The 4252-nt window shown below is 63.8% G+C and carries 1 protein-coding gene and 3 pseudogenes; 3 read left to right on the top strand and 1 reads right to left on the bottom strand.

Going from position 1 to position 4252, the window contains the following annotated elements; all coding sequences use genetic code 11:
* The 3 genes and pseudogenes from MAXJ12_RS38000 to MAXJ12_RS33845 all read left to right on the top strand — a co-directional run.
* The coding region (locus MAXJ12_RS38000) for a hypothetical protein (protein ID WP_157999702.1) at window positions 1-1502 on the top strand (1502 nt) is incomplete at its 5' end.
* Window positions 1503-1784: 282 nt separating this feature from the next.
* Window positions 1785-1908: pseudogene (locus MAXJ12_RS36425) on the top strand (SLOG family protein); the annotation flags it as partial.
* A gap of 195 nt (window positions 1909-2103) precedes the next feature.
* A pseudogene (locus MAXJ12_RS33845) lies at window positions 2104-3752 on the top strand (IS1634 family transposase).
* A 291-nt stretch (window positions 3753-4043) separates the two neighbouring features.
* Here MAXJ12_RS33845 and MAXJ12_RS33840 read toward each other — a convergent pair.
* Window positions 4044-4252, bottom strand: a pseudogene (locus tag MAXJ12_RS33840) (IS110 family transposase); the annotation flags it as partial.

Here is a 4252-nt window from a genome sequence, read left to right as displayed (position 1 = left end):
TGGTGGTGCCCAGCCGGTCCGACGGCAGCGACTGGCTGGTATGGTGGCGCCGTGCGTCGCTGACCAACACCGAAGGCAGCTTCGCTGGCATCTCCCCGGGGACCGCGTTGCTTGCCGACTGGCAGCAGGTCTTCGGCGCAGCAACGGAACTAGACGAGTACGGCTGCGACGACTCCCCGTTTTCCCCGGAGATCGTCGTCGATGTCGACCTCGAACTCGACGCCGAGGTTCCGCCCGCCGCCAGGCCGCCGAGCTCCTTCGTCGGTTTCAGACCTCACTACGAGTTGCCGTGGGACGAGGAGGAGGATGGGTTTCTCCTGAGGTTCAAGGAGAAGGATACCCTCGTCTCGGAGTTCGTGCCTCTCTATCCCAGAGGCGGCAGCTCGCGTCGCAACCTGCCGCTTGCGCTCTACGGGCTCACCACCCATGGCTGCTCCGTCCCTGGGGACAATTCCTCCTGTCTGGCCGAGATCGAGATCGACCCGGCGTCGGAGGGAAGGCACGCGCTCTACGAGCCATACGTCGCCTACGATACGCGCTGCATCTCGGATCCCGATCATCGCCTCTACCAGGGAGCGAAGGCGGCCCGCGGGCTGGAGGTCTGCGACAGATACCGCAACTTCAACCATTCGCCCTTCATCTCGACGCGTGACGGACTGCCCGAGTTGGTGTGGATCCGGCGGGGAAATTCCGCCGGCGCCGGATATGGCACATCTGCGCTGCTTCGGCGCGCGCCGCGCCGCGACTCGACGGCTCGCGGCGACCTCAGCGGCCAGCGCGATAATTTCGATACCTTCGCTCTCGACGGCTACTCGGAACGGCTCGAGCCCTCAGCCCTCTTGGGAGAAAGCGGCGAGGCTCTCGTAAGCGTGGTCCACGGCGGTCCGATCTGGAGGCGCTGCATCCTGCTTCACCGCATCGAGCCGCGAAAGATCCACGAGTTCAGGGATAAACTTGCGGAACGATCCGACCGGGAAGCGGCCTGCATCGACGGGCTCGACCGCAGTTGGCTCGAGCGCCCATGGCAGATGATGGCCGATGGCACGATGCTGTTCTTCCGGACGAGCCTGCACCACGTGGCCGGGGCCGAAGAGGACGAGCCCGAGCGATGGGAGGTCCGGCTGGAGGTGGCGGCCGTCGACCCGAAAGCTGCAGGCGGCCCGTCGGCGGCGATCGCGCCTGCAAATATAGTCGGATCCATCAAGCTTTGCCGTCGCGCCTCCCAAGATCTGCGGCGCAGCGATGCAAGATGGGTGCTGCGCACGGGCGACTGTTTCGACTATGCCAACACAGAGCTGGCGCGCGGCCGCGACATCACCAAGCAGGTCCTCGCTGCGGCCAGGATCATGCGCAGTGCTCCCATCCTCGTCGCCGACATGAACGGCGACGAGGTCCCCGACATCGGCGTCCTTCTGCCGGGCGACGGCCGCGACATCACGCATCTGCGCGGGCTGCGTGATGCCGAGGGCCTGAGATGGGTTGCCCCCGCTACGGGATCGTGAGACTTGCCCGGCTGGACGGTAAGTGCGCCATAGCGCACGTACAAGCGGTATGCTCAGCGATGACCGCAGTCCTACCGAAGCCGCCATAGGCGTGGTGGCCGAACGTCAGCAAGGTTAAAGTCCAGGGCGGAAATGGAAGGAATCGACATGGCCGTGTACCGAAAGCGTTCCATTTTCTTTTGTACAAAATTGCCTATGCTATTGACCTCGCTTGCTTTGTTCTTGCTTGCTTGGGCATTGCCAGATCAGGTGAACTATATTCTCGCCGGCCGCATCAAGCGCGGCAGCCCGAAGGGCGCGGAACGCATCGCTGCCCGCTGGGCCGACCACCGCGACGTGCCGCAGATCGCCTTCCGACCCGACTGGGGCGAAACATGCCAAGGCGGCACTCTTCAAGCGCAACGACTAGATGCTCGACGTCCTACCGATCGGCGTCTTACCCGACTTGAACAGTTGCCGGCAGATTCCGGCGCGTTTTCTGCGTTATCTCGTTGTTTTTGTTGAGGTGGAGCTAGGCGCGGTTTTTAGGCGTAATGCTAAATAATGTCCTGCTTTGAGGCGCGGATCTTGACGAATCACCGTTTGTGGTAATGCTGATTGCATGTTCGTGCGCGAGAAGAACATCCGCGGCTACACCTACCTCTACCTCGTCGAGAGCGTGCGCGAGGAAGGGCGGATGAAGCAGCGGATCATCCGCAATCTCGGGCGCAAGGAGGTGGTCCTGGCCTCGGGTGATCTCGATCGGCTCGCCGCTTCAGTTGGCCGCTACGCCGAGCGGGCCATGGTCTTGCAGGCTATCGAGCAAGGTTCGACAAGCCTGCACACCCGCCGCATTGGCGCACCGCTGCTGTTCGGCCGGTTGTGGGAGGACACCGGTTGCCGGGCGGTCATCGAAGCGCTGCTGACGGAGCGGAAGTTCGAGTTTGCCGTCGAACGGGCCGTGTTTGCTGCCGTGCTTCACCGCATCATGGCTTTCGGCTCCGACAGGGCCTGCGAGAAGTGGCTCGTCGACTACGACATCCCCGGCGCGGACGATCTTGCCTTGCATCACTTCTACCGGGCCATGGCCTGGCTCGGCGAGGAACTGCCCGAGGCGCGCCAAGCCAATGCGACGCCATTCTCGCCGCGCACTGTGAAGGACGAGATCGAGGAGGCGCTGTTCGCCAGGCGCAAGGATCTCTTCACCGACCTCAGTGTCGTGTTTATGGATACCACCTCGCTCTCCTTCGAAGGCGCCGGCGGCGCCACGCTCGGCGCCCATGGCCATTCCAAGGACCATCGGCCCGATCTCAACCAGATGATCGTCGGCGTGGTGATCGACGGCGAGGGCCGACCGGTCTGCTCGGAGATGTGGCCGGGCAACACCGCCGATGTCAGCGTGCTGATCCCGGTCATCGACCGGCTGCGTCATCGTTTCGGCATCGGCCGGGTCTGCGTCGTCGCCGACCGCGGCATGATTTGCGCTGCCACGATGGCCGCGCTCGAGGAGCGCGGGCTGGAATACGTGCTCGGCGTACGCGAGAGGACGGACGTCCTGGTGCGCCGTGTCGTGCTCGAGGACGACAAGCGCTTCACGCCTTTGCTGATCGAACGCGCCACCGGCGAGACGCAGCTCTTCGTCAAGGAGGTGACGGTCGAAGGACGGCGCTACATCGTCGCCCGCAATGAAGCCGAGGCGGACAAGGACCGTGCCGATCGTGCCGCCATCGTCGAGGGCCTCGACCGCCAGCTGAAGAAGGGCGACAAGGCGCTTGTCGGCAACTCGGCCTACCGCCGCTATCTGCGCAGCACGAGCCCCGGCGCTTTCGAGATCGATGCCGGCAAGATCGCCGACGAGGCAAGGTATGACGGCATCTTCGTGCTGCGCACCAATGCCAGGATCACGCCGCTGCAGGCCGTCCTGCGATATCGCGACCTCCTCCAGGTGGAGGAGCTGTTCCGCACAGCAAAGGCGCTGATGCGCACCCGGCCGATCTATCATTCCTCCGACGAGGCGATCCGCGGCCATGTGTTCTGTTCGTTTATCGCCTCGTATTGCGCAAGGAATTGCACAAGCGCTGCGAAGCGGCCGCCATCAAGCCCGAATGGGCCGACGTCCTGCGGGAACTCGACCGCCTACAGACCGGTGTCATCGAGAAGGACGGCAAGGTGATCACCGTTCGCACGCCGGCAACTGGATCTATCGGCAACGTCTTCCGCGCGGCCGGCGTCGCCTTGCCGCCGAACGTGGCCGAAACCCAGGCTGCCTGAGCCGGCTTCGGAACCCTCCCTCGAGCGCTTCGTAGTGCTTCTGTAACGGGCCTCGATGAGTCAATCCCTTTTTTGCGTCGTCCAGTCGCCGGGGTCTTGCTTCTGTACGGGGTCGGCGCACGGCCGCCACCTGATGGCGTCTGAAGAGGATTGGCCGACCAATCTAAACACGCGGGGTCGAAATGCCACTTGCACTACGACGGTCTGACCTGATCCATCGTCCCGACGACGGGACTCCGCTTTGGGAAGGCCTGGTGTCGTGACCCGCCCGAAAACCCTGCTTCTCCTTTTCTATGCCACTGCGATCGGCGTGACTGCGGGATTGAAGATAGTTTCGTCGGCGAGCATGCGATGGAGGATCACCGCGAGCTTGCGCGCCAGCGCTACCTTCGCCTTCTTCATGCCGCCCCGACGGGCGATCCGCATCGCCCAGCCTTTGAGCTGTGTGCAGCCCTTGAGCGGCTTGGTCAGTATGACGTGGGCGGCTTCATAGAGCGCCG

The sequence above is a fragment of the Mesorhizobium alhagi CCNWXJ12-2 genome (assembly GCF_000236565.1).
Classification (GTDB): domain Bacteria; phylum Pseudomonadota; class Alphaproteobacteria; order Rhizobiales; family Rhizobiaceae; genus Allomesorhizobium; species Allomesorhizobium alhagi.
Note: the sequence above shows the minus strand (reverse complement) of the source record. Positions and strands in the feature narration are given on the sequence as shown.